Origin of the sequence: Ramlibacter sp., assembly GCA_019635435.1 — a bacterium.
Classification (GTDB): domain Bacteria; phylum Pseudomonadota; class Gammaproteobacteria; order Burkholderiales; family Burkholderiaceae_C; genus JAHBZM01.
This window is the reverse complement of record JAHBZM010000001.1, coordinates 3,464,649-3,488,619: the sequence shown is the minus strand read 5'-3', so window position 1 is coordinate 3,488,619 and position 23,971 is coordinate 3,464,649. Positions and strand designations below refer to the sequence as shown.

30 protein-coding genes and 1 pseudogene are annotated in these 23,971 nt (G+C 68.2%); 21 read left to right on the top strand and 10 right to left on the bottom strand.

Features of this window, described 5'->3' with window-relative positions:
- Positions 1–2: 2 nt before the first annotated feature.
- The 3 genes and pseudogenes from KF796_16865 (at position 3) to KF796_16855 (ending at position 1,932) form a co-directional block, all read left to right on the top strand.
- Positions 3–767, top strand: a complete 765-nt coding sequence (locus KF796_16865) for an enoyl-CoA hydratase/isomerase family protein (protein MBX3588306.1) — start codon at positions 3–5, stop codon at positions 765–767.
- 202 nt (positions 768–969) lie between these two features.
- A complete protein-coding gene (locus tag KF796_16860) occupies positions 970–1,617 on the top strand; it encodes a glycine zipper 2TM domain-containing protein (GenBank protein MBX3588305.1) in 648 nt (215 codons plus the stop codon).
- Positions 1,618–1,689: 72 nt separating this feature from the next.
- Positions 1,690–1,932, top strand: a pseudogene (locus KF796_16855) (hypothetical protein).
- Positions 1,933–1,997: 65 nt separating this feature from the next.
- On the opposite strand, the gene KF796_16850 reads toward KF796_16855, so the two are convergent.
- Positions 1,998–3,035, bottom strand: coding sequence for an NADP-dependent oxidoreductase (locus KF796_16850; GenBank protein ID MBX3588304.1), 1,038 nt, complete (start codon positions 3,033–3,035; stop codon positions 1,998–2,000).
- Positions 3,036–3,175: 140 nt separating this feature from the next.
- Here KF796_16850 and KF796_16845 point away from each other — a divergent pair, with 140 nt between their 5' ends.
- The 6 genes from KF796_16845 (at position 3,176) to KF796_16820 (ending at position 8,107) form a co-directional block, all read left to right on the top strand.
- Complete coding sequence (locus KF796_16845) at positions 3,176–3,976, top strand: SDR family NAD(P)-dependent oxidoreductase (GenBank protein ID MBX3588303.1); 801 nt, start codon at positions 3,176–3,178, stop codon at positions 3,974–3,976.
- A gap of 274 nt (positions 3,977–4,250) precedes the next feature.
- A complete protein-coding gene (gene egtB, locus KF796_16840; GenBank protein ID MBX3588302.1) occupies positions 4,251–5,528 on the top strand; it encodes an ergothioneine biosynthesis protein EgtB in 1,278 nt (425 codons plus the stop codon).
- Positions 5,522–6,514, top strand: a complete 993-nt coding sequence (egtD, locus tag KF796_16835) for an L-histidine N(alpha)-methyltransferase (protein MBX3588301.1) — start codon at positions 5,522–5,524, stop codon at positions 6,512–6,514. Before egtB ends, egtD begins: the two co-directional genes overlap by 7 nt.
- Positions 6,515–6,528: 14 nt before the next feature.
- The gene (locus KF796_16830; protein MBX3588300.1) at positions 6,529–6,810 is read left to right on the top strand and encodes a DUF427 domain-containing protein; all 282 of its coding nucleotides are present in this window, start codon (positions 6,529–6,531) and stop codon (positions 6,808–6,810) included.
- Between the two features lie 25 nt (positions 6,811–6,835).
- Positions 6,836–7,564 (top strand): 2OG-Fe dioxygenase family protein, encoded by a 729-nt coding sequence (locus KF796_16825; protein ID MBX3588299.1) that lies wholly within the window; start codon positions 6,836–6,838, stop codon positions 7,562–7,564.
- A gap of 105 nt (positions 7,565–7,669) precedes the next feature.
- Positions 7,670–8,107: a universal stress protein gene (locus KF796_16820; protein ID MBX3588298.1), complete on the top strand. Its 438-nt coding sequence runs from the start codon at positions 7,670–7,672 to the stop codon at positions 8,105–8,107.
- A gap of 12 nt (positions 8,108–8,119) precedes the next feature.
- Here the strand turns inward: KF796_16820 and KF796_16815 are convergent, their stop codons facing one another.
- Positions 8,120–9,331 carry a CoA transferase gene (locus tag KF796_16815; protein MBX3588297.1) on the bottom strand — a complete coding sequence of 404 codons (1,212 nt, stop codon included), beginning with the start codon at positions 9,329–9,331 and terminating at the stop codon, positions 8,120–8,122.
- Positions 9,332–9,526: 195 nt separating this feature from the next.
- Between KF796_16815 and ppk2 the strand changes: the two genes are divergently transcribed.
- A complete protein-coding gene (gene ppk2, locus KF796_16810) occupies positions 9,527–10,435 on the top strand; it encodes a polyphosphate kinase 2 (protein MBX3588296.1) in 909 nt (302 codons plus the stop codon).
- Here the strand turns inward: ppk2 and KF796_16805 are convergent.
- Genes KF796_16805 through KF796_16795 form a run of 3 tightly spaced genes read right to left on the bottom strand, consistent with a single transcriptional unit; the run spans position 10,429 to position 12,558 of the window.
- A complete protein-coding gene (locus KF796_16805) occupies positions 10,429–11,190 on the bottom strand; it encodes an SDR family NAD(P)-dependent oxidoreductase (protein MBX3588295.1) in 762 nt (253 codons plus the stop codon). The two genes, ppk2 and KF796_16805, sit on opposite strands and share 7 nt — an antisense overlap.
- Positions 11,191–11,214: 24 nt before the next feature.
- Complete coding sequence (locus KF796_16800) at positions 11,215–11,847, bottom strand: intradiol ring-cleavage dioxygenase (protein ID MBX3588294.1); 633 nt, start codon at positions 11,845–11,847, stop codon at positions 11,215–11,217.
- Between the two features lie 54 nt (positions 11,848–11,901).
- The gene (locus KF796_16795; protein ID MBX3588293.1) at positions 11,902–12,558 is read right to left on the bottom strand and encodes an RNA pseudouridine synthase; all 657 of its coding nucleotides are present in this window, start codon (positions 12,556–12,558) and stop codon (positions 11,902–11,904) included.
- Here KF796_16795 and KF796_16790 point away from each other — a divergent pair.
- From KF796_16790 to KF796_16780, 3 genes are all read left to right on the top strand, one after another.
- The gene (locus KF796_16790; GenBank protein ID MBX3588292.1) at positions 12,557–12,925 is read left to right on the top strand and encodes a DMT family protein; all 369 of its coding nucleotides are present in this window, start codon (positions 12,557–12,559) and stop codon (positions 12,923–12,925) included. The two genes, KF796_16795 and KF796_16790, sit on opposite strands and share 2 nt — an antisense overlap.
- Before the next feature lie 105 nt (positions 12,926–13,030).
- Entirely contained in the window at positions 13,031–13,678 is a 648-nt protein-coding gene (locus KF796_16785) for a DUF47 domain-containing protein (GenBank protein ID MBX3588291.1), read from the top strand.
- An 18-nt stretch (positions 13,679–13,696) separates the two neighbouring features.
- Entirely contained in the window at positions 13,697–14,707 is a 1,011-nt protein-coding gene (locus KF796_16780) for an inorganic phosphate transporter (GenBank protein MBX3588290.1), read from the top strand.
- A 6-nt stretch (positions 14,708–14,713) separates the two neighbouring features.
- Here the strand turns inward: KF796_16780 and KF796_16775 are convergent, their stop codons facing one another.
- Together KF796_16775 and KF796_16770 are read right to left on the bottom strand one after the other, a co-directional pair.
- Positions 14,714–15,160 (bottom strand): hypothetical protein, encoded by a 447-nt coding sequence (locus tag KF796_16775; protein MBX3588289.1) that lies wholly within the window; start codon positions 15,158–15,160, stop codon positions 14,714–14,716.
- Entirely contained in the window at positions 15,157–15,684 is a 528-nt protein-coding gene (locus KF796_16770; protein ID MBX3588288.1) for an N-acetyltransferase, read from the bottom strand. The genes KF796_16775 and KF796_16770 overlap by 4 nt, the downstream gene beginning before the upstream one ends.
- Before the next feature lie 122 nt (positions 15,685–15,806).
- On the opposite strand from KF796_16770, the gene rpsP reads away from it, so the two are divergent.
- The 7 genes from rpsP to KF796_16735 all read left to right on the top strand — a co-directional run bounded on the left by rpsP (position 15,807) and on the right by KF796_16735 (position 20,805).
- Positions 15,807–16,058: a 30S ribosomal protein S16 gene (rpsP, locus tag KF796_16765; GenBank protein ID MBX3588287.1), complete on the top strand. Its 252-nt coding sequence runs from the start codon at positions 15,807–15,809 to the stop codon at positions 16,056–16,058.
- A 6-nt stretch (positions 16,059–16,064) separates the two neighbouring features.
- Positions 16,065–16,628 (top strand): ribosome maturation factor RimM, encoded by a 564-nt coding sequence (gene rimM / locus KF796_16760; GenBank protein ID MBX3588286.1) that lies wholly within the window; start codon positions 16,065–16,067, stop codon positions 16,626–16,628.
- Between the two features lie 14 nt (positions 16,629–16,642).
- Positions 16,643–17,389, top strand: coding sequence for a tRNA (guanosine(37)-N1)-methyltransferase TrmD (gene trmD, locus KF796_16755; protein MBX3588285.1), 747 nt, complete (start codon positions 16,643–16,645; stop codon positions 17,387–17,389).
- A 111-nt stretch (positions 17,390–17,500) separates the two neighbouring features.
- The gene (rplS, locus tag KF796_16750) at positions 17,501–17,875 is read left to right on the top strand and encodes a 50S ribosomal protein L19 (protein MBX3588284.1); all 375 of its coding nucleotides are present in this window, start codon (positions 17,501–17,503) and stop codon (positions 17,873–17,875) included.
- Between the two features lie 72 nt (positions 17,876–17,947).
- Positions 17,948–18,655, top strand: a complete 708-nt coding sequence (locus tag KF796_16745) for a CoA pyrophosphatase (protein MBX3588283.1) — start codon at positions 17,948–17,950, stop codon at positions 18,653–18,655.
- Positions 18,656–18,706: 51 nt separating this feature from the next.
- Positions 18,707–19,702, top strand: a complete 996-nt coding sequence (locus tag KF796_16740) for a CobD/CbiB family protein (protein MBX3588282.1) — start codon at positions 18,707–18,709, stop codon at positions 19,700–19,702.
- A 5-nt stretch (positions 19,703–19,707) separates the two neighbouring features.
- Positions 19,708–20,805, top strand: a complete 1,098-nt coding sequence (locus tag KF796_16735; protein ID MBX3588281.1) for a histidinol-phosphate transaminase — start codon at positions 19,708–19,710, stop codon at positions 20,803–20,805.
- Here the strand turns inward: KF796_16735 and rsgA are convergent.
- From rsgA to KF796_16720, 3 genes are read right to left on the bottom strand one after another with little or no spacing between them, the layout of a single operon-like run.
- Complete coding sequence (gene rsgA, locus KF796_16730; GenBank protein ID MBX3588280.1) at positions 20,799–21,722, bottom strand: ribosome small subunit-dependent GTPase A; 924 nt, start codon at positions 21,720–21,722, stop codon at positions 20,799–20,801. The two genes, KF796_16735 and rsgA, sit on opposite strands and share 7 nt — an antisense overlap.
- An 18-nt stretch (positions 21,723–21,740) precedes the next feature.
- The gene (locus KF796_16725; protein ID MBX3588279.1) at positions 21,741–22,076 is read right to left on the bottom strand and encodes a 4a-hydroxytetrahydrobiopterin dehydratase; all 336 of its coding nucleotides are present in this window, start codon (positions 22,074–22,076) and stop codon (positions 21,741–21,743) included.
- Complete coding sequence (locus KF796_16720) at positions 22,073–23,329, bottom strand: M48 family metallopeptidase (GenBank protein MBX3588278.1); 1,257 nt, start codon at positions 23,327–23,329, stop codon at positions 22,073–22,075. Before KF796_16720 ends, KF796_16725 begins: the two co-directional genes overlap by 4 nt.
- A 37-nt stretch (positions 23,330–23,366) precedes the next feature.
- On the opposite strand from KF796_16720, the gene orn reads away from it, so the two are divergent.
- Positions 23,367–23,963: an oligoribonuclease gene (gene orn, locus KF796_16715; GenBank protein ID MBX3588277.1), complete on the top strand. Its 597-nt coding sequence runs from the start codon at positions 23,367–23,369 to the stop codon at positions 23,961–23,963.
- Positions 23,964–23,971: the final 8 nt, after the last annotated feature.

Here is a 23,971-nt window from a genome sequence, read left to right as displayed (position 1 = left end):
CCATGAACTACGTCACCGTCGCTGCGGATGGGGAGGTCGGCGTGGTCACGCTGAACCGGCCCGAGCGCCTCAATGCCATTGGCCTGGACCTGCTGGCCCAACTGCATGCCGCGCTGGCGGAGGCCCAGGCCGACCCGGCCACCCGCGTGCTGGTGCTGGCCGGCGCCGGGCGCGCCTTCTGCGCGGGCGATGACCTCAAGGAATTTGATGCGCAGGCCAGCAGCGCCGAATCGATGGCGCAGATGGGTGAGCGCATCCAGCAGATCACGCGCGACATCATGCTGGGCCCCAAGCCGGTGATTGGCGCCGCCCAGGGCTATGCTGTGGGCGGCGGGCTGGAATGGCTGCTCAACTGCGACCTGGTGGTGGCGTCGGACACGCTGGTGGGCTTCTTCCCCGAGATGTCGCTGGGCCACTTTGTGACCGGGGGCGTGACCCATCTGCTGCCGCTCGCGGTGGGCCGGCAGCGGGCCATGGAGATGCTCCTGCTGGGCGAGCGGCACGATGCCCAGGCGCTGTGGCAACTGGGGCTGGTCAACCGGGTGGTCGCGCCCGAGGCGCTGATGCCCACGGCGCTGGCGCTGGCACGCCAGGTGGCGCAGCGCTCCGCCGGGGCCATGGCGCGCCTGAAGCGGGTGCTGGCCGCGCAGGCCGGCGCCGCGCTGGAACAGGCGCTGATACTGGAGCAGGACGCCGCGCTGGCGTGCTTTGCCGACCCCGACACCGCGCGCCGCGTCAGGGGCGCTTCGCCGGCCCGCGCCCGCTGACGGGTTGATCTGCGGGCTGATCAGGGCCCGGCGCCGGGGGGGCCGTGGGCCGGACCGTGCCTTATGTCACACCACGGCCCGGGTGTGCGTTTCCTCCTACTTACGCATGTCACAAGACCCTACGCCGTGTATCCGGCTGGCGGCCCAACAATGCCTGCACATGACAAGGAGAACCACCATGGACTCAACGACACACACCACCATGACGCCCCCCGGCCAGCAGCCGGGCTGGGGTGAGCGCCTGCGCCACAGCAAGGCACTGATCCCCACCGTGGCCGTGCTGGGCGTGACCACGCTGGCGCTCGCGGCCACGCTGGTCAGCAACCGCATCGGGGCGCAGGATGGGGCACCCCAGGACACCATGACCCTGAGCCAGTCCGCGCCCGCCAAGCCAGGCAGCCAGACCCCCGCGAAGGCGGCCGTGCCGGCGCCCCAGCGCCATGTGGCCGCCGCACCCGTGTGCAGCACCTGCGGCGTGGTGGAATCGGTGACCGCCGTGCAGCACCAGGGCCAGGTCAATGGCATTGCCAATTCGGGCGTGGGCCTGGGCGCCGTGGCCGGTGGCCTGGTTGGCGGCCTGCTGGGCAACCAGGTGGGCGGTGGCAACGGCAAGACGGCGGCGACCGTGCTGGGCGCCGCGGGCGGTGCCTATGCGGGCCACGCCATCGAGAAAAATTCCAAGAAGTACACCAGCTACCAGATGCGGGTGCGCATGGCCGATGGCTCCTACCGGACCATCGAGCAGTCGGGGGCCATCGCGGCCGGCACCAGCGTCAGGGTCGAGGGCAACAGCCTGCGGGTGGCGCCTGCCAGCACCTCGGCGCTGACCCTGGCGCCCAGCGCCGCCTGATCGCCCGCCATGAAAAACCTTCGCAAGGCCCTGTTGCTGGCCCTGGGCGCGTGGAGCCTGTCAGCCCTGGCCGCCGAGCCCTACATGAACGTGACCGTGGGCGGCGTGCTCACCCCGGGCGTCTATGGCCGAATCGACATCGGCAATGCCCCGCCGCCGCCCGTGATCTATGCGCAGCCGGTCTGGGTGCAGCGGCCGCAGGTGGTTGTGCCCGTGCAGCCGCTGTACCTGTACGTTCCGCCGGGCCACGCGAAGAAATGGGCCAAGCACTGCCATCAGTACAACGCTTGCGGCCAGCCCGTGTACTTCGTGAAGATGAACGGCAAGCCCCAGAAGCACAAGCACCACAAGCACGACCACTGACCGGCCGGGCCTGGCGCTCAGGCCTCGGCGACCTTGAGCACCAGCTTGCCGAAGTTGGCGCCCGTGAACAGCTTGATCAGCGCCTCGGGGAAGGTCTCCAGGCCTTCCACGATGTCTTCCTTGCTCTTCATGCGGCCGTCCTTGAGGTAGCCGGCCATCTCGGCCACCGCAAGGTGGTAGCGGTCGGCGTAGTCGAACACCACAATGCCTTCCATGCGCGCGCGGTTGACCAGCAGGCTCAGGTAGTTCTTGGGGCCCTGCACGGGCGTGGTGTTGTTGTACTGGCTGATGGCGCCGCAGATGATGATGCGCGCGCCGCGGCCAATGCGGGCCAGCACGTCGTCCAGGATGTCGCCGCCCACGTTGTCAAAGTAGATGTCCACGCCCTTGGGGCAGTGTTCCTTGAGGCCGGCCTTCACGTTGCCGGCCTTGTAGTCGATGCAGGCGTCAAAGCCCAGCTCGTTCACCACCCAGTCGCACTTGGCGCGCCCGCCGGCAATGCCCACCACGCGGCAGCCCTTGATCTTGGCGAGCTGGCCCACGGTCTGGCCGACGGCGCCCGCCGCGCCCGAGACCACCACGGTCTCGCCCGGCTTGGGCATGCCCACATCCATCAGGCCGAAGTAGCCGGTCATGCCGGGCATGCCCAGCACGTTCATCCACTGCGTCATGGTGCCGGCGCGCAGGTCGATCTTGAACATGCCGCTGCGCTTGACCTGGTCTTCGGGCACCAGGCAGTATTCCTGCACGCCCAGGCTGGCCGAGACCATGTCGCCCACGGCGAACTTCGGGTTGGCCGAAGCCACCACCTTGCCAATGCCACCGGCGCGCATGACTTCACCAATGCCCACGGGCGGGATGTAGCTCTTGCCCTCATTCATCCAGCCGCGCATGGCCGGGTCCAGCGACAGCGCCAGGGTCTTGACCAGCACGCCGCCGGCGGCCGGCTCGGCCACGGGTTCTTCGGTGAAGCTCCAGCATTCACGCCCGGGCGTGCCCGTGGGGCGCTGGGCCAGACGGACCTGGTGGTTGGTGAGGGTGGTGGTTGCGGACATGGGGGTCTCCTGGATTCGGCGTTGCTCAAAGAAGATCGATGTTAGCGGCGGCCGTTGCCCCGCGGGGTAGCGCACGTGACAACTTTCCAGAGAGCCCGGTCTATGCTTGAATGAAGCTCCCACGCGCTCACGGAGCTTCCATGGCTGCCATCGCTTCCCCCGTTGCCCTGATCACGGGCGCCTCGTCCGGCATTGGCGAGGCGCTGGCCCGCTGCTTTGCCCAGGCCGGTCACGACCTGGTGCTGGTGGCGCGCAGCGCCGACAAGCTCGCCGCGCTCGCGCAGGCCCTGTCGGCCGAACAGGGGGTCAGGGCCTGGGTCGAGCCGGCCGACCTGTCGCAACCCGACGCCGCCGCGCGGCTCGCGGCCGCGCTCAGGCGCAAGCGCCGCCGCATCGATGTGCTGGTCAACTGCGCGGGCGTGCTGTCGCAAGGCAGCTTTGCCGCGATGAAGCCGGCCGTGCATGCGCAGATGATCGACCTGAACATGGCCGGGCTCACCGCGATGCTCGCGCATCTGTTGCCGCCCATGGTGGCGCGCGGCAGTGGCCGGGTGCTCAACGTGGCGTCGATCGCCGCCTTCCAGCCCGTGCCCACGCTGGCCACCTACGCGGCCAGCAAGGCCTATGTGCTGTCGCTCACCGAGTCGCTGGCCGAGGAGCTGCGCGGCACGGGCGTGACCGTGACCGCGCTGTGCCCGGGCATCACCGCCACCCACATGCTCAGCAGCGCCACCCAGGCCAACGCGCGGCTGGGCCAACTGCCGGGCTTCCTGATCGGCGATGTGGACGACGTGGCCCGCCAGGGCTTCGAGGCCTGCCTCAAGGGCGAGGTGATCTGCGTGCCCGGCGTGGTCAACCGCGCGGCCATGCTGGCCTCGCGCGGCAGCCCCAAGTGGCTGGTGCGCCGGCTGGGCGGTTTGATGGGCCGCAAGGCGCTTTGAGCCCGAGATTTTGATCAAACAGGGCTGGAGTCCAGACGGGGCGGCCACTGTGTGCTACTGAAACCATAGCAAACGGGCTGGGCGATCCGGCAGGAAGTGCGGCGGGAACGCGGCAAGAAGCCCGCGAGAAATGTCAGTAGGGTTCTGATCCGACACACGCGCACCGCGTGCCTGTGCTGTAATGAATTTGATCGGAACACGACCAACTCCCTGGAGGCGCGGGTGCCCAGGAACCCGTGGCCCTCAGGCACAAAAAAGCAGGAGGCTTTCCGGCATGTCCATGTCGCTCTCGTCCCTTTCCCCATCCCGGCCCTCACCGGCACACCCCGTCCCGCCCCAGCGCGCCGCGCAGATGCAGCGGTTTGCCCAGGTGCGGGCCCACAGCCTGGCCCTGGCGGCGCCGCTGTCGGCCGAAGACCAGTGCGTGCAGTCCATGCCCGACGCCAGCCCCATCAAGTGGCACCTGGCCCACACCACCTGGTTTTTCGAGACCGTGGTGCTGCAGGCCCACGCCGCGGGCTACCAGCCGTTTGACGCGGCCTATGCCTACCTTTTCAACTCGTACTACGAGTCGCTGGGCCCGCGCCACGCGCGGCCGCAGCGCGGCCTGCTGACGCGGCCGTCGCAGGCCGAGGTGCTGGCCTACCGCGCCCATGTCGATGACGCGGTGGCGCGCTTCATGGCCGGGGCCGACGAAGCCGCCTGGCAGGCCGCGCTGCCGCTGCTCACCCTGGGCCTGCACCATGAGCAGCAGCACCAGGAACTGATGCTCACCGACATCCTGCATGCGTTCTCGTGCAACCCGCTGCTGCCCGCCTGCCGCGCCGACGAAAGCCCCGCCTTGCGCCTGGCCAGCAGCACGCCCGCGCTGCGCTGGCTGGCCCGGCCCGGCGGCACCGTGAACGTGGGGCATGCGGGAGACGGTTTTGCCTTTGACAACGAAACCCCCAGGCACCCCGTGCTGCTGCAGCCCTACGAAATCGCCGACCGGCTCGTGACCTGCGGCGAGTACGCGCAGTTTGTGGCCGATGGCGGCTACCAGCAACCGCAGTGGTGGCTGTCGGACGGCTGGGCCATGGTGCAGGCCCGGCACTGGACGGCGCCGGCTTACTGGCTGGCGCCGCATGACCCGCGCGCCGATGCACCGCACTGGCAGGTGTTCGGGCTGCACGGTGTCCGCGCGCTCGACGACAACGAACCGGTCAGCCAGCTCAGCTTCTATGAAGCCGCGGCCTATGCGCAGTGGGCCGGCGCGCGCCTGCCCACCGAATTTGAATGGGAGGCTGCTGTGGATGCGCCGGGCATCACGCAGATGACCGGCCATGTCTGGCAATGGACGCGCTCCTCGTACGACCCGTACCCGGGCTTTCGCCCGCTGTCGGGCGCGGTCAGCGAGTACAACGGCAAGTTCATGGTGGGGCAGGTGGTGCTGCGCGGTGGCAGCCTGGCCACGCCCGCGGGCCACGAGCGGCCCACCTACCGCAACTTCTTTCCACCGGGGGCGCGCTGGCAGTTCAGCGGCCTGCGGCTGGCACGGGAGGCCACATGCTGAGCCGTGCCCTGCGACCGCGCGAAGCCCGCAACCCCGCCGTGGCCGACCAGCCCGGCGCGGCGGATACCGCCTTTGCCCATGACCTCAAGGTGGCGCTGGCCTCGCAGCCGCGCCGCATCTCGCCCAAGTACTTTTACGACGCGCGTGGTTCGGCCCTGTTTGACCGGATCTGCGAACTGCCCGAGTACTACCCCACGCGCACCGAGTCGGCCATCCTGCAGGCGCAGGCGCGCGACATCGCCGCGCACATGGGGCCGCGCGCCGAGATCGTCGAGTTTGGCGCCGGCTCCTGTACCAAGGTGCGGGTGCTGCTGGACGCCATGGAAGCGCCCGCGCGCTACCTGCCCATCGACATCTCGGGCGAACACCTGGATGCCGCAGCCGCCGGCCTGCGCCGCGACTACCCCGGCCTGGATGTGCAGCCCGTGGTGGCCGACTACACCCAGCGCCTGCTGCTGCCCGCGCCGGTGCGCGGGGCGGGCCAGCGCGTGGGCTTTTTCCCGGGTTCGACCATCGGCAACTTCACGCCCGCCGAGGCCCTGCATTTCCTGCACACCGCGGCCCAGGTGCTGCGCGGCGGTGCCTTGCTGCTGGGGGCCGACCTGGTCAAGGACCCGGCCGTGCTGCATGCGGCCTACAACGACGCGCAGGGCGTCACGGCCGCGTTCAACCTCAACCTGCTGGAGCGGGCCAACCAGGAGCTGGGCTGCGACTTCGATCTGGCGCAGTTTGCCCACCACGCGTTCTACAACGCGCCGCTGCAACGCATCGAGATGCACCTGATCAGCCGCCGCCGGCAGCAGGTGCGCGTGGGCGGCGAGGCCTTTGAATTCGCCGAGGGCGAAACCCTGCACACCGAGAACTCGCACAAGTTCACCATCGATGGCCTGCGCGCGCTCGCGTCGCAGGCAGGTTTCGCGCCCGGACCGGTCTGGACCGACCCCGGGCGCCTCTTCAGCGTGCACTGGCTGCACGCGCCACAGTAGAAAAAGGAAAGCCCATGAAAGCCGTCTGGAACGATACCGTGATCGCCGAGAGCGACGACACCGTGGTGGTCGAGGGCAACCACTACTTTCCCGAAAGCGCGCTGAACCGCGACTACGTGACCTTCAGCAACCACAAGACCATGTGCGCCTGGAAAGGACAGGCCAGCTACTACTCGCTGATCGTCAACGGCGAGCTCAATGCCGACGCCGTCTGGTACTACCCCGACCCCAAGCCCGACGCCGAAATGGTCCGCGGCCGCGTGGCATTCTGGAAGGGCGTGAAGGTCGGCGCCTGAGCGGCGCATCCGCTAAGCTTGCGGGATGCTGCTGACGCCCGCCTACACCTACCCGTCCCAACTCGTCACCTTCCTGCGCCAGCAGGGCTATGCCGTGCTGAGCCCGGCCGGTGTGTGCGAACTGGCCGGATGCCGGCCCGAAGAACTGCAGGCGCTGACGCCGGGCTGGGACGACCTGCCCCCGGACGAATACCTCAAGGACGGCGGCCGCTACCGGCGGCGTCGCCATTCCTGCTTCAGCCTGGCACAGGGCCAACTGCTGCCCGTGCCGCACCGCGCGCACTGGCAGCCGGTGGAATACAACGCGCTGCATGGCGGCATGCAGCGCTGGTTTGAACCCATGGCGGCGCAGACCGTGGCGCAGCCTGGCTGGAGCAAGCTGCTGCGCGCCATTGGCCGTGTCTGCAGCGAATTCAAGGGCGAGCGGCCCTGGTCGGTGGAGGCGCACCAGTTCCGCATTGACACCGCCGACGGCATTGGCCGGCCCACGCCCGAGGGCGCCCACCGCGACGGCGTGGACCTGGTGGCGGTGCTGCTGGTGGGGCGTCACGGCATCAAGGGCGGCGAGACCCGCGTGTTCGAGACCCAGGGCCCCAACGGCCAGCGCTTCACCCTGACCGAACCGTGGACGCTGCTGCTGCTGGACGACGAGCGCGTGATCCACGAGTCCACGCCGATCCAGCCCGAGGACGGGCATGGCCACCGCGACACGCTGGTGCTGACCTACCGCGCGGGCGGCTTCCAGGGCGACTGAGGCCGCAGCACCTCTTCCTACAGACAGCGGCCGCACACGGGTGTAGATTGGCCTTGCTGGCATGCCGCACCGGCGTGCCGCGCAACCGGGAAAGCGAGGCACATCATGTTCAAGCACATACTGGTTCCGGTCGACGGATCGGGCACCGCGCTGATCGCGGCCGACAAGGCCGTGACGCTGGCCAAGGCCTTTGGCAGCCGCATCACCCTCATCAACGTGATCGATTACTACCCCTTTGTCGGCGTCGGCGCCGACTACGCCTTCGGCCAGAACGAATACATGGCCGCGGCCACGGCCAGCGCGACCAAGGCGCTGGCCGTGGCGAGCGATGCGGTCAAGGCCCAGGGCCTGTCCTGCGAGCAGAAAACCGTGGAGGGCCACGTGGTGCATGAGGGCATCCTGGAGGCCGCGACCTCGCTGGGCGCCGACCTGATCATCATGGGATCGCACGGGCGCCACGGCATCGAGAAGCTGCTGCTGGGCAGCGTCACGCAGCGCGTGCTGTCGCACACCACGCTGCCGGTGCTGGTGGTGCGCGGCTGAACGCGCGCCGGGTCAGACCACGCCGCGCTCGCGCAGGCCGCGGATGGCCGCGGCGCTGTGGCCCAGCGCCGCCAGAATCTCGTCGGTATGTTCGCCCAGCTGTGGCGCGGGGCGGTGGAACCCGGCCGGCGTGGCCGACAGATCCACCGGATGCGGCGCCAGCGGGTAGGTGCCCGCCATGCCGCCAAAGGGCCGCTGAGGCAACAGGCCCGTGGCCTGCACGTGCGGGTCGTCCAGCGCCTCCTGCGGGCTGTAGACCGGCCCGGCCGGGATTCTGGCGCGGGCCAGCGCGGCCAGCACCTCGTCGCGCGTTCGGCTGGCGCACCATGCGCCCATGATGGCGCTGATCTCGGCGCTGTGCCGGCCGCGCAGCGCGTCGCTCGCGTAGCGCGCTTCGGTGGCCAGCTCGGGCCGGCCCACCATCGCGCACCAGCGGTCAAACATGGCCTGCCCGACCGACTGCACCACCAGCCAGCCCGTGGTGGTGCGAAACAGGTCGCCGGGCGCGCCGAGGTAGCCGCGGTTGCCCTGGGGCACGCGGTTGGGCGCGCGCACGGCCTGCTCGATCAGCACCGAATTGCCGTGGATCAGCGCCGAGCGCAGCAGCGAGCCTTCCACCTGCTGGCCCAGCCCCGTGCGCTCGCGGGCCCACAGCGCGGCCAGCGTGCCCATGGCGCAGGCCTGCGCGGTGGCGATGTCTACATAGTTGACGTTGGCGCGCACCGGCGCATCGGGCAGTCCCGACATGTACATGGCGCCGCTCATGGCCTGGCCCACCGAATCAAAGCCCGGCTGCTGGGCCAGCGGCCCGGTGCTGCCGTACGCCGTGGCCAGGGTCAGCACGACGCGGGGGTTGAGTGCGTGGATGCTGTCCCAGTCCAGCCCGAGCTTGGCCAGCGTGGCCGGCGGCAGGTTGGCCACCACCACGTCGGCGGTCTGCACCAGCTCGCGCACGATGGTGCGGCCTTCGTCGCTGGCCAGGTCCAGCGTGAGGCAACGCTTGTTGCGGTTCATCTGCAGGTACAGGCCGCCCTCGCCGCTGTCGGCCACCGGCGGCACATAGCGGTCTTCGCCGCCTTCCACGCGCTCGATGCGGATCACGTCGGCGCCATGGTCGCCCAGCAGCGCGGCGCAGTAGGGGCCGGCGATGAAGCGGCCGAAGTCCAGCACGCGCATGCCGGCCAGCAGGCCGTTGGAGGAGGCGGGGGTGGTGGGGTCTGTCATGGCCCCCACTGTAGCGGCAGGCCCGCCGCGGGGCCAGTTTCAAGTCAAAACAGGCTGGAGTCCAGGAGGGGCGGCCACTGTCAGCTATCAATTCAGGAGCGAACCACCTGGCGGCGGGCAAGCGTGTCACACCACTGCCACACAGCACCGCTAGCGTGGGAAGGTTTGATGGCACCCCACTGAAAGGCTTTCCCCGTGACCGCACGCGACGACGAACTGCTGGCCCGCATCCACCGCGACCTGATCGACAGCTTTGACGAAGAGCTGGAAATGGAGCGCGAGGACCGCACCGCCGACGAGCTGGCCGGCGGCTCGCTGGAGGCCGGTCACCGCGCCGAGCGCCAGCGCTATTTCCGCGAGCTGTTCCGCCTGCAGGCCGAGCTGGTCAAGCTGCAGGACTGGGTGGTGCACACCGGCCACAAGGTGGTGATTGTGTTCGAGGGACGCGACGCCGCGGGCAAGGGCGGCGTGATCAAGCGCATCACCCAGCGGCTGAACCCGCGCGTGGCCCGGGTGGCCGCGCTGCCCGCGCCCAATGACCGTGAGCGCACGCAGTGGTACTTCCAGCGCTATGTGTCGCACCTGCCGGCGGCCGGCGAGATGGTGCTGTTTGACCGCAGCTGGTACAACCGCGCCGGCGTGGAGCGGGTGATGGGCTTTTGCACCGACGAGCAGTACGAGGAGTTCTTCCGCAGCGTGCCCGAATTCGAGAAGATGCTGGTGCGCTCGGGCATCCAGCTCATCAAGTACTGGTTCTCCATCTCGGACGAAGAGCAGCACCTGCGCTTCCTGGGCCGCATCCATGACCCGCTCAAGCAGTGGAAGCTCAGCCCCATGGACCTGGAGTCACGCCGGCGCTGGGAGGAATACACCCGCGCCAAGGAAGTGATGCTGGAGCGCACCCACACCCCCGACGCGCCCTGGTGGGTGGTGCAGGCGGACGACAAGAAGAAGGCCCGGCTGAACTGCATCCACCACCTGCTGCAGCAGATGCCCTACAGCGAAACCGAGCGCCCGGCGGTGGTGCTGCCCGAGCGCGAGCGCCACGATGACTACGCCCGCCGGCCCGTGCCGCAGGAGCTGGTGGTGCCCGAGGTCTACTGATCGCGCACGTCGGCCACCGGGTTGGCGCCGAAATCGGGCCGGGCCAGCCAGCCCAGCACCTTGGCCGCGGCGTCCTCGGGTGAGCTCAGCAGGCCCTTGTCCTTCAGGCCGATGAAGTTGCCGATGTCGGGGAAGCTGGCGGTGCTCGCGCCACGCAGCTGCACCTGCATGTCGGTGTCGATCACGCCGGGCGCCAGCGAGCAGATGCGCGCGCCGTTGGCGCGGCTGGCCTCTTCCAGCGCCACGCAGCGGCTGAAATGGTCCATGCCGGCCTTGGCCGCGCAGTAGGCGGCCTGGGCGGCCATGGCGCGCCGGCCCAGCCCCGAAGAGATGTTCAGCACCTTGCGCGGGCAGGCCCAGTCGGCCGTGGCGCCCAGGAAGGCGCCGGTCAGCAGCATTGGGGCCTCCAGGTCCACGCGCATGGCTTCCACGAGGTCGGCGGTGCTGATCTCGGGCAGCGGCGCAATGCGCGGCAGCAGGCCGGCGTTGTTGATCAGCGTGACCGAGGCCAGCGTGCCCGGGTCCTGGGTCTTGAGCCAGGTCGTCAGCAGCGCGGCGGCGGACTCGGCGCGGGCCAGGTCCTGCGGCCACTGCTCGCAGGGCAGCCCGGCCGCGCGCGCCTTCGCGTCCAGCGCCTCGCTGGTCTTGCGCGAGATGCACAGCAGGTGGTGGCCAGCGTCCAGCAGCTGGCCGGCCATGGCCAGGCCCATGCCGCGCGAGGCGCCGGTGAGGATGGTGAGGTGGTGTGGGGTCATGCCCGCATCGTAGCGGGCACGGGCTCAGGCCGTGACGATGAGTGGAAAGTTCACGTGCAAGCCGTCGGGGCCGGGCTGGAACGCGCGGGTCAGCGCGGCGCGGTCCTGGGGCGGCAGCTGGCGCCAGAGAAAGTCGCGCTCGTTGCCGGGCTCACCGGCCACATAGAGCTGGGTCGTCAGCAGCTCGCGGCGCGCGAGCCGCACCTTCACATGGATGTGCGGGGTCCGCCCGGTGTAGGGCACGGGCTTGATGGTGCGAAAGCGGTAGCTGCCGTCCGGGCCCACGGCAACCCGGCCAAAGCCCTGGAAGGCCGGGTCGGCGCGGTTGCCGTCGCCCGGGTGGTGGTAGTGGCCGGCCTCGTCGCATTGCCAGATTTCAACCTGCGCGCCGCGCACGGGCTGGCCCTGCAGGTCGGACACCGTGCCCTCCAGCCAGATCGGCTGGCCGGCGCCGTAGGCTGGCAGCGCGCCGTTGCGCAGCAGGTCGGGGTCTGAGTCGGGCGGCACCGTGACCGGGTAGTACGGGCCTTCCGTTTGCGCGGGGGTGGCGCGGCGCCCGTTGATGGCCTGGGCACGGGCGCCGGTCCAGACCGCGGGCAGGGCCACCAGCGCCGCCGTCACGGTGCGCCGGGTCGGCAAGGCAGGATGCGGGGGCATGGCGGACTCCTTGGGGGCTGGAGGTGAGATGCCGGCGCCGCGCCGGAGTTCCGCTCAGAACGGCGCGGGGCTGCGGAACGAAACGGGCTGGCCACTGTGCGGGTCGGGCAGGGTGATGGCGCTGGCGTGCAGCAGCAGGCGCGGCGCCAGGGCCTGCACGGCCGCGGGTGCATACAGGGTATCGCCCAGGATGGGGTGGCCCGTGGCCTGCAGGTGCAGGCGCAGCTGGTGGCTGCGGCCGGTCACGGGTTCGAGCTCCAGCCGGGTGGTGCCGGCCGCCGCGTCATGCGCCAGCACGCGCCAACGGGTGACGCTGGGTTTGCCATGGACCGGGTCGACCTTGCTCAGCGGGCGGTTGGGCCAGTCGGCGATCAGTGGCAGGTCGATGGTGCCCCAGCCGTCAGCGGTGGGTGGCGCCGCCAGCTGGCCGTGGACCACGGCAACGTAGCGCTTGCTCACTTCACGCTGGGCAAACGCCATGCTCAGGCGGCGCTGGGCCGCCGCGCCGCGCGCCATCACGCACAGGCCCGAGGTGGCCATGTCGAGCCGGTGCACCACCAGGGCGTCGGGGAAGCGGGCCTGCACCCGTGCCGACAGGCAGTCCTGCTTGTCGGCGCCGCGCCCGGGCACGCACAGCAGGCCGGCGGGCTTGTCCGCCACCACCAGCCCGTCGTCCGCATGAATGATCCCGTCCGCTGATAATTTCGCCATGACTGCGCTTCAATCCATCCCGTTGCCATTGCAGGCGATTGTGCTGCTGGTGGCCTCCAACGTTTTCATGACGTTCGCCTGGTACGGCCACCTGCGCAGCCTGGCCACCGCGCCCTGGTACGCGGCGGCGCTGGTCAGCTGGGGCATTGCCCTGTTTGAATACCTGCTGCAGGTGCCGGCCAACCGCATCGGCTTCCAGCAGGCCGGCCTGAGCGTGGGCCAGCTCAAGATCATGCAGGAGGTGATCACGCTGACCGTGTTCGTGCCGTTCACGCTGTTCTACCTGAAGGAGCCGCTCAAGCTGGACTACCTCTGGGCTGGCCTGTGCATGGTGGGCGCCGTGTATTTCATCTTCCGCAGCGCCTGAACGGCGGCTGAAAGGCTGCGGAGGGGCCGGCCAGGCCGGCGGTTAAACTCGTGGGCTGTCACAAGAACGTCATATTTCTGACATGTCTCCCCCCTGGAGTGAGCGATGCTGTTTGGCAAGCTGATGCCCCGCGAAGGCAATTTTTTCGAGATGTTCAACCAGCATGCGGACCGCATCGTGGAGGCGGCGCGCGCCTTTTCGCAACTGGTGGCCAACTACAACGACCCGCATCTGCGCGAGCAGTACAACCGTGACGTGGACAACGCCGAACGTGCCGCCGACCGTGTGACGCATGACGTCAACAAGATGCTGCACAAGACGTTCATCACCCCGATCGACCGCGACCAGATCCACAAGCTGATCAACACCATGGACGATGTGGCCGACCTGATCCAGGATTCGGCAGAGACCATGGCGCTGTATGACGTGCGGCACATGACCGAGGAAATCACGCGCCTGACCGACCTGAGCGTGAAGTGCTGTGAGCGCGTGGCCGACGCCGTCAAGCTGCTGGACAAGATCGCCGACCCGAGCACAGCCGAAGCCGCCCTGAAGACCTGCGAGGAGATCGACAAGCTCGAATCCGATGCCGACCGCGTGATGCGCAGCGCCATGAGCAAGCTGTTTCGCGAGGAGCCCGACGTGCGCGAGGTCATCAAGCTCAAGGCCATCTACGAGCTGCTGGAGACCATCACCGACAAGTGCGAGGACGTGGCCAACCTGATCGAGGGCATCGTCCTCGAGAACTCCTGACCGCGCAGAAGGCACGGCATGGCAACGGTACAAGTGGCCCTGTGGGTCATCCTCCTGCTGGTGGCGCTGGCTCTGGCGTTCGACTTCATGAACGGCTTCCACGATGCAGCCAACTCCATCGCCACGGTGGTGTCCACGGGCGTGCTGAAGCCCGCGCACGCGGTGCTGTTCGCGGCGTTCTTCAACCTGATCGCCATCTTTGTCTTCCACCTGAGCGTGGCGGCCACCGTGGGCAAGGGCATCGTGCACCCGGGCGTGGTGGATGTGCACGTGGTGTTTGGCGCGCTGGTGGGCGCCATCACCTGGAACCTGCTGACCTGGTATTACGGCATTCCCAGCAGCTCGTCGCATGCGCTGATCGGCGGCATCGTGGGCGCGGTGATGGCCAAGGCCGGGTCGGGCGCGCTGGTGTCGGCGGGCATTCTCAAGACGGTGGCCTTCATCTTTGTCTCGCCGCTGCTGGGCTTTCTGCTGGGTTCGCTGATGATGGTGCTGGTGGCCTGGGGTTTCCGGCGCGCCACGCCGTCGCGGGTCGATGGCTGGTTCCGGCGGCTGCAGCTGGTTTCGGCTGGCGCCTACAGCCTGGGCCATGGCGGCAATGACGCGCAGAAGACCATCGGCATCATCTGGATGCTGCTGATTGCCACGGGCTACACCGCGGCCGGCGACAAATCACCGCCGGCCTGGGTCATCGTGAGCTGCTACACCGCGATTGCGGCCGGCACCATGTTTGGCGGCTGGCGCATCGTCAAGACCATGGGGCAGAAGATCACCAAGCTCAAGCCGGTGGGCGGCTTCTGCGCCGAGACGGGCGGCGCCATCACGCTGTTCCTCGCGACCGGGCTGGGCATTCCGGTGTCCACCACCCACACCATCACCGGCGCCATCGTGGGCGTGGGCTCGGCCCAGCGGGCCTCGGCCGTGCGCTGGGGCGTGGCGGGCAACATCGTCTGGGCCTGGATCTTCACGATCCCGGCCGCCGCCTTCGTGGCGGCCATTTCCTACTGGGTCAGCCTGCAGATTTTCTGACCGAGGTCACTGGCTGATCTTGCGGGCCTCGTCGACCTGGTATTCAAAGTAGCGCTGGAAGCTGAAGGCAATGCTGGCCATCAGCACCGTGGTGCCCACCAGCAGGGCCAGCACGATGGCACCGATGGTCAGCCAGTGGGTGTGGCCGGGCGCGGCGTCGGCGGGGGCCGACGGGTTGAATCGGGCGTTCCATTTCTCGGGCGTCATCAGGCCATAGATGATGGCGTTGAGCGCGCAGCCCGCGATGGTGAAGCCCAAAAGCGGAATCAGCACCCAGCTCCAGGGGTCGTCCAGCCCGTACTGCTGCACCCGCTCCATGCCATAGATGCCCAGCGCCGTCGGGATGGGCAGGGCCCAGCCCAGCAGGTCGCCCCAACCCTTCAGGTAGAAGCGGTGCAGCCCGATCGGGCCGCCCACAAAGGTCAGCCAGGCTGCGAGGGTCTTGTTTTTCATGAGGGCTCCGCCGGTGTGGCGTCGCCGGCGCCAATGAATTTGTCCATCAGCACCACGTCCAGCCAGCGGCCGAATTTCCAGCCGCAGGACTTGAGCACGCCCACTTCGCTGAAGCCCAGCGCGCGGTGAACGCCCACCGAGCCGGCGTTGGCGGAGTCGCCAATCACGGCGATCAGCTTGCGCACCCCGGCCGCGGTGGCCTGCTCGACCAGCGCGGCGAGCAGGGCGCGGCCCAGCCCCCGGCCGCCAGCGTCCGGGGCCAGGTAAATCGAGTCCTCGGCCGAGAAACGGTAGGCGGGCCGGGGCTTGAACCACTGGCAATAGGCAAAGCCCAGCACCTGGCCTGCGTCCTCGATGACGAGCCAGGGCAGCCCCTTGGCCAGCACGTCGGCGCGCCGGCCGGTCATCTCGGTTTCGGTGGGCGGGGTGGTCTCGAAAGTGCCCGTGCCATGCAGCACATGGTGGGCGTAAATCGCGGTGATGGCGGGCAGGTCGGCATCGGTGCTGGCGCGGATATTAGGCATAAAACCCGAAGTTGATATAATGGAAAGCTTTTCAGCGTGTCGCTGGCCGGGTGGCCATGTCGCGTGTCTCAACGCTGGGAGATTACCGGAAGTCACATTCCAGTCCACCCAAAGGATAAATCATGGTCGTCATTCGACTTTCCCGCGGCGGTGCCAAGGCCCGTCCTTTCTTCAACATCGTTGTGGCTGACAAGCGCGTGCGCCGTGACGGCCGCTTCATCGAGCGCATCGGTTTCTACAACCCCGGCGCCAAGGAAAACGAGGAAGGCATCCGCATTGCCCAGGACCGCCTGACCTACTGGCGCGGCGTGGGCGCCCAGGCGTCTCCCACCGTGGAGCGCCTGATCAAGCAGGCTGCCGCCAAGGCGGCCTGATTCCCGATGTTGCCCGGGCTGGAGCCCGCCGAACTGCCGGCGGACGCTGTCGAAGTCGGGCGCATCCTGGATGCCTGGGGCATCAAGGGCTGGTTCAAGGTCCTGCCCCACAGCGCCTCGCCCGAGGCGCTTTTTTCATCCCGCCGCTGGTACCTGCAGCCGTCTGAACGTGGCGCCAGGACGTTCACCGGCACGGCCCTGTTGCGGGTGCGTGAGGCCAAGGACCATTCCGACACCGTGGTGGCCAGCGCGCACGAGGTCGATGACCGCACGGCGGCCGAGGCGCTCAGGGGCGCGCGCATTTTTGTGCCGCGCTCCAGCTTTCCCACCGCCAGCCCCGACGAGTACTACTGGGTGGACCTGATCGGGCTGGACGTGGTCAACCGCGAGGGTGTGCCGCTTGGCGTGGTCAAGGACCTGATGTCCACCGGCCCTCAGACGGTGCTGGTGCTCGAGCAGGAGGCCGATGGCAAGACGCTGGAGCGCATGATTCCCTTCGTGGCCGCCTTTGTGGACGGCGTGGACCTGCCAGCGCGGCGCATCACGGTCGACTGGCAGCCGGACTACTGAGCCGCGGACGCGCCATGCGCTTCGATGTCGTCACCCTTTTTCCTGAACTGTTCGCGCCCTTCGTGGCCAGCGGGGTGACCCGCCGCGCCTACGAGTCGGGCCAGGTGGACCTGCGCCTGTGGAACCCCCGCGATCACGCCGAGGGCAACTACCGCCGGGTCGACGACCGGCCGTTTGGCGGGGGCCCGGGCATGGTCATGATGGCGGAACCTCTGGCGCGTTGCCTGCAGGCCATCCGCGCGGACCGCGCCGGTCCGGCGCCCGTGCTGCTGTTTTCGCCTGTGGGCCCGCGGCTGGACCATGCGGGCGTGCAGCACTGGTCGGACAGCCAGGGTGCGATCCTGATCTGTGGCCGCTACGAAGGCATTGACCAGCGCTTCATTGACACCCATGTGGATGTGCAGCTCAGCCTGGGGGATTTTGTGCTGTCGGGGGGCGAAATCGCGGCCATGGCGCTGCTGGACGCGGTGGCCCGGCTGCAGCCTGGCGTGCTCAATGACGAAGGCAGCCACCAGCTCGACAGCTTCAACCCCGCGCTGGATGGCCTGCTGGATTGCCCCCACTACACGCGGCCCGAGGAATGGCAGGGCAGCAGGGCCCCCGAGGCCCTGCTGTCGGGCCACCATGCGCAGATCGAGCGCTGGCGGCGCGACCGGCGCCTCGAAATCTCGGCCCGCCAGCGGCCCGACCTGATCGCTGCCGCCCGGGCCGCGGGGCGCCTGACGCCGGCCGATGAAGCCTTCTTGTCAAAGCTGGCATAAATCCTTTATAATCAAAGGCTTTTCGATCCTCTGCCCGGCCGCCCGCCGCCTTGCGCCAACGCGCAAGACCAGGGCCCTTAGCGTAGCGCGGGCATGATCATTGAGGTAACCATGAATCTGATCCAGACCCTCGAGCAGGAAGAAATCGCCAAGCTCGGCAAAACCATCCCTCCGTTCGCCCCCGGCGACACCGTGATCGTCAGCGTCAAGGTGGTTGAAGGCAACCGCAAGCGCCTGCAGGCCTATGAAGGCGTCGTGATTGCCAAGCGCAACCGCGGCCTGAACAGCGGCTTCACGGTCCGCAAGATTTCCAGCGGCGAAGGCGTGGAGCGCACCTTCCAGACCTACAGCCCGCTGATCGCCGGCATTGAAGTCAAGCGCCGTGGCGATGTGCGCCGCGCCAAGCTGTACTACCTGCGTGATCGCAGCGGCAAGTCGGCCCGGATCAAGGAAAAGCTGCCCAGCAAGGTGTCGGTGCCGAAGTAAGCCACCCGCCTTGCCACAAGCCGCCGCCAGCCCTGTGCTCGTGGCGGTTTTTTCATTCTGACGCGCCTGCCCATGCCCATTGACCCGGTTCCCGCCGAGACGCCGCTGTCCAAGTTGCCGAATTTCGATCCGCGTACCGTGCCGGTGATCGGCATTGACGGGCATTTGCCGGCGGTGGGAGCGCAGGCGCTCACGCCCGCGGCGCTGCGCCTGCGTTTCGTCCAGCCGCCGCGCTGGGAGCCCGAGGTCTGGCTCGAGCCCAAATTCGCGCAGCGGCTCCCGGCGCGGGCCTCGGTGCTGGTGCCCATCGTCATGCGCGAACGCCCCACGGTGCTGCTGACCGAACGCACCACCCACCTGTCCACCCATTCGGGCCAGGTGGCGTTCCCGGGCGGCAAGGCCGACCCGACCGACACCGACGCCGCCCACACCGCGCTGCGCGAGGCCGATGAAGAGATCGGGCTGCGCCACGACGCCATCGAAGTCATCGGAACCCTCCCCACCTACACCACGGGCACCCAGTTCATCATCACGCCCGTGGTGGGCCTGGTGCAGCCCGGGCACCGGCTGGAAATCAACGCCTTCGAGGTGGCCGATGCCTTCGAGGTGCCGCTGGACTTCCTCATGAACCCGGCGCACCACCACCGCCATGCGCTGGAATGGGCCGGGACGCGCCGCGAGTGGTTTTCCATGCCCTACATGGACGGCGCCACCGAGCGCTTCATCTGGGGCGCCACGGCCGGCATGCTGCGCAACTTCTACCGCTTCCTGATCGCCTGATTTGCAGGGCCCGGCGGGGACAGGGCCGGCATCGCCCGTATCATTGATGGCATGAGTTTTTTCGCCATCCTGTTCGCCTTGCTGCTCGAACAGGTGCGCCCGCTGGCGCGCCACAACCCGATCCATGCGACGCTGCGCGGCTGGGCCCGCTCGGTCAGCCGCAACTTTGACGCGGGCAAGGCGCACCACGGCTGGGTGGCCTGGGTGCTGGCCGTGGCCGTCCCCGCGCTGGCGGCGACCGGTGTTTACTGGTTGCTGACCTGGGCCGTGGGCTGGCCGTTCGCGGTGCTCTGGAACGTGGCCGTCCTGTACGTGACGCTGGGCTTTCGCCAGTTCAGCCACCATTTCACCGACATCCGTGATGCGCTTGAAGCCGGTGACGAGGCCCGCGCGCGCGAGCTGCTGGCGCACTGGCAGCAGGTGGACGCCAGCGAACTGCCCCGCAGCGAGATCGTGCGCCATGTCATCGAGTATTCGGTGCTGGCCGCGCACCGCCATGTCTATGGCGTGCTCGGCTGGTTTGCCGTGCTGGCCGCGCTGGGGCTCGGTCCGGCCGGGGCTGTGCTGTACCGCATGAGCGAATTCGTGGCCCGCTACTGGAAGTACCGCAGCAAGGCACAGAACCATCCGGCCAGCGCGGCGCTGCAGGGCGCGGCGGCACGGGCCTGGGGCGTGATTGACTGGCTGCCGGCCCGCATCACCGCCCTGGGCTTTGCGGTGGTGGGCAGCTTCGAGGAGGCCATTGACTGCTGGCGCAACCATGCGCAGCGCTTTCCCGAGGACAACGATGGCGTGATCCTGGCGGCCACCTCGGGCGCCGTGGGCGTGCGGCTGGGGGGCGAGGCACTGAAGACGGTTTTTTCGCCCAACAGCTCGCAGGGCTTTCAGTCTCCGGGTGCACCGGACCCGACGGCCACGGCCGAGGCCACGCCGGGCCGTGAGCCCGAGGTCGGCCACCTGCGCAGCATCGTGGGACTGGTCTGGCGCTCGGTGGTGCTGTGGATGGTGCTGCTGGCCCTGCTCACCATGGCGCGCCTGCTCGGCTGAAAGCCATGGCGCAGCACAGCTACTGGAGCCCGGTGGTCGAAGGGCTGCAGCCCTATGTGCCCGGCGAGCAACCCCGCATTGCGGGCCTGGTGAAGCTCAATACCAACGAGAACCCCTATCCCCCGTCACCACGGGTGGTGGAAGCTGTCCGGGCGGCCGCGGGGCAGGGCCTGCAGCTGTATCCTGACCCGGAGTCCGGCCAGTTGCGGCACACCCTGGCGGCCCACCACGGCCTTGCCGCGGACCAGGTGTTCGTGGGCAACGGGTCGGACGAAATCCTGGCGCACGCGTTCTTTGCCTTCTTCCAGCAGGACCGGCCGGTGCTGCTGCCCGATGTGACCTACAGCTTCTACCAGGTGTATGGCGCGCTGTACGGGATTGCGCTGGAGGCGGTGCCGCTGGGCCCGGACATGCAGATCCGGGTCGAGGACTATGCGCGGCGCCCCGGGGCGGGTGGCGTGGTCATCGCCAACCCGAACGCGCCCACCGGCTGCGCCTTGCCCCTTGAAGACATCGAGCGTCTGCTGAGAAGCCAGCCCGACCAGGTGGTGCTGGTGGATGAGGCCTATGTGGACTTTGGCGCCCAGAGTGCCCTGGGCCTGATCGCGCGCCACGCCAACCTGCTGGTGGTCCAGACGCTGTCCAAGAGCCGTTCGCTCGCGGGCTTGCGTGTGGGATTTGCCGCTGGGCAGCGGCATCTGATCGAGGCCCTGGAGCGCGTGAAGAACAGCTTCAACTCCTACCCGCTGGACCGGCTGGCGCAGGCCGGCGCGGTGGCGGCCTATGAGGACGGGGACTATTTCGAGCAGACCCGCCAGGCGGTGATGGACAGCCGTGAGTCGCTGCGCCGCTCGCTGCAGGCGCTTGGCTTTGAAGTGCTGCCTTCCCAGGCCAATTTTGTCTTTGCACGCCACCCCGCTCATGACGCCGCGCAACTGGCCGCCGGCCTGCGGGCCCGCGCGGTGCTGGTGCGGCATTTCCGGCTGCCGCGCATCGAACAGTACCTGCGCATCAGCGTCGGCACACCGGCCCAGTGTGACGCGTTGATCAGGGGGCTGGGCGAGCTGCTGGGCGCCGCAGGCGCCGCACCGCCGCCTCAGTAACGCGGCGGCTGCGACAGCTCGGCGAACAGTGTGCTATATATTTTGTAGCGCCTGGCGCAGATGTCGCCTGGACCCGGGGCCGTTTTGACCGCTGAAATCACGCCGCAGCCCGGCTCGTGCAGGTGCGTGCAGTTGTAGAAGCGGCAATCGGACGCATGGGCCTTGATGTCGGGCATGCAGGCGGCCAGCTGCATCGGGGGGATGTGGTTGAGGCCGAACTCCTGGAAACCCGGCGAGTCGATCAGTGCCGTGGTGCGTGCCTCGTCCACCCAGTACCAGGTGGTGCTGGTGGTGGTGTGCTTGCCCGAGTTCAGGGCCTGCGAAATCTCGTTGGTTTCGGCCAGCGCGCCGGGCACCAGCAGGTTGATCAGGGTGCTTTTGCCGGCCCCTGACGGGCCCAGCACCAGGGTGGTCTTGCCCTGCAGGTGCTTGAGCAGCAGCTCGCGGTCCACCTCGCCGGACAGCCGCAGCGACAGCGGCAGCACGCCGTAGCCCATGTGCTGGTAGGGCAGCAGCCGACCCCAGGCCAGCTCAAAGGGTTCCACCAGGTCGCTCTTGTTGAGGGCCACGATCGGCGTGATGCGCTCGGCCTCGGCCGCGATCAGCGCGCGCGACAGCTGGCTCTCTGAAAACTCCGGCTCCGCCGCAATCAGGATCAGCACCTGGTCCAGGTTGGCGGCGAACGATTTGGTGCGGATTTCGTCCTGCCGGTAGAACAGATTGCGCCGCTCGGTCACTTTTTCGATGGTGCCTTCGTCCTGCGACGCCTGCCATTGCACGCGGTCGCCCACGACCACCTGGCTTTTCTTGCCGCGCGGATGGCAGATCACGCGCTGGCCCGTGGGCGTTTCCACCAGGCAATGGCGGCCGAAGCTGCCCACCACCAGGCCGGGCTGCAGCTTCGGGCCGTCAGTCAAGCGGCTGCTCCCGGCGCGTCATGCAAGCAGCGCGTCGATCTGCGCGGCACATTCAAAGTCGGTTTCTGAAATGCCCTTGACGTCATGGGTGTTGAAGCGGACCACGCAGCGGCTGTAGTGCACCGACAGGTCGGGGTGGTGGTCCTGCGCGTTGGCAATGAAGGCCAGCGCGTTCACGAACGAGAGGGTCTCGTAGTAGTTGGCAAAGGTGTAGGTCTTTTCGATGGCCAGGTCAGCCCCGTCGCCGCTCAGCTTCCAGCCCGGCACGGCCGCAAGGCGGGTCACCAGTTCGGTCGGGGTCAGGGCGCGGCGGGCGTGTTGCGACCAGTCCTTTTTTTTCAGCATGCTGCTCATGACGACATCCTTGCGAGCCGCTCGGTGGCGGGCGGGTGTGAGTAATAGAACCTGGCGAAGACCGGGTCCGGCGTGAGCGTGGAGGCGTTGTCCTCGTACAGCTTGAGCAATGCGGTGCGCAGGTCCTCGCCGCGGGTTTGCGCCACGGCGTAGGCATCGGCCTCAAACTCGTGGCGGCGCGAGATCTGCGCGAACAGCGGCGAGATGAAGAAGCTGAACACCGGCACCGCCAGCAGGAACAGCAGCAGCGCCAGCGCGTCGTTGGCGCCCGCCATGTTGGGCCGCACGCCCAGTCCGGCATAGAACCAGGCCTGGGCCGACAGCCAGCCCAGCAGGGCGAAACCCGCCAGGCTCAGGGCAAACAGGCTGACCATGCGCTTGATGATGTGGCGATGCTTGAAATGACCCAGTTCGTGGGCCAGCACGGCGTCCACTTCGTCGGCCGACAGCCGCGCCAGCAGGGTGTCATAGAACACCACCCGCTTGGCCGCGCCAAAGCCGGTGAAATAGGCGTTGGCATGGGCGCTGCGCTTGCTGCCGTCCATCACGAACAGGCCCTTGGCCGAGAAGCCGCAGCGCTGCATCAGGGCGGTCACGCGGGCCTTGAGGGCCTCGTCGTCCAGCGGCTTGAACTGGTTGAACAGCGGCGCGATGAAGGTCGGATACACCAGCAGCAGCAGCAGGTTGAAGCCCATCCAGACGCCCCAGGCCCACAACCACCACAGCCCGCCCGCCGCGCCCATGAGCCAGAGGATCAGCGCCGCAATCGGCAGGCCGATCAGGGCGCCAATCAGGGTGGACTTGGCCAGATCGGCCAGCCAGAGCCGGGGCGTCATCTTGTTGAACCCGAAGCGTTCTTCGATCACGAAGGTCTGGTACAGGGTGAAGGGCAGGTCGATCAGGCCACCGATCACGGCGAAGGCGCCCAGCAGGGCCAGCTGCTGGGTCCTGCCGGCGCCGAGCCAGGCCAGCAGCGCCTGGTTCAGCTGGTCCAGGCCTCCCAGCAGTGTCCAGCCCAGCAGCACGGCGGCACCAAAGGCCAGTTCCAGCAGGCCGACACGGGCCTTGGCCAGGGTGTAGTCGGCGGCCTTCTGGTGGGCGGCCAGGGGCACTGCCGAGGCAAAGGCGGCGGGCACGGCATCGCGGTGGCGCGCCACATGGCGGATCTGCCGGGTGGTCAGCCAGAACTTGACCAGCAGGCCCGCGAGCAGGGCTGCCGCAAAGGCAAGGGTCAGCAGGAGGGAAGAGGGCATAGCCATCGAGTTTAGGTCATCGGCGACAATCGCAACGATGTCTGAAGCCAATTCCTCCCCCATCGCCACCCCCATCGACAGCCTTGCCAAATCCGACCAGAACCTGATCTGGCTGGACTGCGAAATGACGGGGCTGGACCCCGAAACCGACCGCCTGATCGAGATCGCCGTGATCGTCACCGGCGCCGACCTGACGCCGCGCATCGAGGGACCGGTGCTGGTGATCCACCAGAGCGACGAGCAGCTCGACAAGATGGATGCCTGGAACAAGGGCACCCATGGCCGCAGCGGACTGATCGACAAGGTCAAGGCCTCCACGGTCACCGAGGCCCAGGCCGAACAGGAAATCCTGGACTTTCTGGGCAAGTACGCGCCCAAGGGCGCCACGCCGATGTGCGGCAACACCATCAGCCAGGACCGCCGCTTCCTGGTGCGCTACATGCCCAGGCTCGAGGCGTTCTTCCATTACCGCAACCTTGACGTCAGCACCCTCAAGGAACTGGCCAAGCGCTGGCGGCCCGAGGTCTACAACGCGTTCAAGAAGCAGCAGAAGCACACGGCACTGGCTGACGTGCACGAGTCGATCGATGAGCTGGCGCACTACCGTGACCACTTCCTGCGAATGGTTGATTAGGTAAAAAC